The organism is Eudoraea sp. (assembly GCF_049665975.1).
Taxonomy (GTDB): Bacteria; Bacteroidota; Bacteroidia; order Flavobacteriales; family Flavobacteriaceae; genus Eudoraea.
In genome coordinates this window covers 1-2,481 of sequence record NZ_JBATGR010000509.1, presented here as the reverse complement: position 1 = coordinate 2,481, position 2,481 = coordinate 1, and the positions used below count along the sequence as shown (strand labels likewise).

Below are 2,481 nucleotides of genomic sequence, written 5' to 3'. Positions count from 1 at the left end.
AAGGTAGCTGAAGCCTCCTGGTTCAGGTCAGTATTTATAACACCTCCACGTTGATCCGTAATTATGGAGGCATCTGCCCGTATATAGCTGGGCACCACTCCGATCATCCATTGGGCACCCCCCAGTATGGGCTTGGGCAGCCCGTAAAAAATGGCAGGTACTGTGGCAAATGAACCTAATTCTACATTTAAATCTACAGCCGGTAATTCAGGGAAAAAATAATCCAGAGGAATGTCACTATAAAGATTCCCATCTCTATCGGCGTATTTGTTGCTAAACATGTATTGGTTGTACCATACTATCGCCAGTCCTGGTGCTCCTCTGGCCATATCCCGAACATTAGAAAAGACAGGTGAATAATGTCCTGTCTGAAAAGGAGAAACCTGTTGAGCCTCAACGGCTGGATTAAAAGAAATTAAAGTAATTATCAGAACATAGAACGAACGTGCCGGTAGTCCGGTATAATTTACTACAAAAGCCAAGGTTTGCTTGAAGCAAAAGTCACATAAAGGCATAGTTGTCAATTTCGTAAGTAAAAATAACTCTAAAAGTGTAGTAAAGTCAATACTACTTTAGTTTTAAAAAAGTGTAATATTCCTTAATTATGGGGGCCTTACTAAGAAAAAAAGAAGAATTTAAGATTCTTTACTAATTTCCAGTTTTTTGAATATATCAACCAGGGAAGTTCTGTTATTGATTTCAAATTTCTGATAAATATTATAGAGGTGTTTCTTTACTGTATTCTCTGAAATATACAGATCGGCAGCAATTTCTTTGTTTCTAAATCCCTTTAAGACCAATTTAATAATTTCATGCTCCCGATGAGAAACAGGATTTGAAGCTAAAGGCAGGTCTCCTTCCTTTTTACCTGCGTTAGTTTCCAAAACAATGTCCTCTGGTTCTACCTCTTCATTAATCGCTAAGTACGATTTTTTAATGGCCTGAACATGGTTTAATTCATCTGCCAAAGGTTCTATTAGTTGTAACTCAGAAAGTAAGGAGATAATAATTGGACCGGCTTCAACATATGGTCTTATCCAGTCATTTAGGGCGGTAGTTTTAATGACTTTTCTTAGGGTAGCCAGGGCTTTTTCTTTCCTCCCTGATTTTTCATAACCAAGAGCCAGCAATATTCTAATATCTATAGACTGGCACTTATAATTCAATTTTTTTGTGCCTGTATGCAATTCTTCGAGTTGCTCGACCGTCTTTTTTATTTCGTCTTTGCTCCCGAGCGCTAAACTTACCCTGCATGCCGTAACTACCGGATTGGCAAAGAAATAAATCATGCTTGAGATTTGTACCGGCATTTCAAATGTCCTCAACCAATTTAAGGCCTCCGAATTTTTTCCGGATAACAAATTTAAGCGGGCCTCAAATGCATTTAGCAAATGTAAATGTTCCGGATTATTAGTCCTGCTGGCATAGTCGAACAAAATTTTTAAGGTCTCCAGTGATTTCCCAAATTCACGTTGAAAATGGTAGGTAATGGCAAGTCCGGCTATACAATCCACAGCCACCCTGTCAAATGCTAAATATTGAAGTTTAACTACCCGTTTAAAAAACTCTTCTGATTTATTCAATTCTAATTTATGCAAGGCAACAACTCCCAAAATTGAAGAGCTCCAGGTTTCTACATATAAGAGGTCATTTTTCTTTGTGTATTCATTAAGTACAAGGGCTTCCCTGTAGGCATAGGAAAGTCTTCCGTCCAGTAAATGAATTAAACTCAATCCAAACATAAGCCTTTCCCATAAAATGCCTTGTTTCGGGTAATATTGTGAGAGCCGGTTATTTATATTGTTCAGGGCTTTTGTTCCCTGCCCTGTCATATGCCTTGACACTTCAATCTGCAATTCAGCCTCAGCCCTAATCATACCCATTGGTTCCCTGGGCAAAAGTTCTATTGCTTTAGTGAAATATTTTATTACTGCTGTTTGGTCTTCCTGTATATAGGAAGTCATAAACCCTTTATGGTAGCACCATTCGCCATAGTGTTCATCCTCTCTTGGAGGATCTCCAATCAATGTCTCACATTTATCCAGATATGGTTCCATTCCCACTAAATCAAATTTAGAACTGATTGTCAGAATCTTGGCTAAAATCAATGGTAATCGTTGTTCAACAATTTCTGGCGGACTGTAGGATAGTAAATGTTCCAGGTTTTTCGAATCGTCCAGATTGTATAAATAATTCTTTTGTCGTTCCAGGATATCGGCAGCAAGTTCATAATCCTTTACAATATCAGCATACTTCACTGCTTCCAAAATTAATAGGTTCTTTTCAAACCATTGGCAGACCAGGAAATGAAACCTGTCAATATTATTTATACATTTCCTTTTTTTAAACTCTCTTTGCAACAACTCCTGAAAAAAATGATGGTAACGAAACCACTTGTGCTCCGCATCCAGTGGTATAACAAATAAGTTAGTTTTTAAAAGCCCGTCTATAAATTCTTGGCCATTCTTTATGGCATGGTCA

Annotated in this window: 1 protein-coding gene and 1 pseudogene; both read right to left on the bottom strand. The window is 37.8% G+C overall.

Annotation, left to right across the window (positions count from 1 at the left end; all coding sequences use genetic code 11):
- Positions 1-515: pseudogene (locus tag WBN20_RS16205) on the bottom strand (hypothetical protein); the annotation flags it as partial.
- Positions 516-635: 120 nt separating this feature from the next.
- The coding region (locus WBN20_RS16200) for a LuxR C-terminal-related transcriptional regulator (protein ID WP_424282436.1) at positions 636-2,481 on the bottom strand (1,846 nt) is incomplete at its 5' end.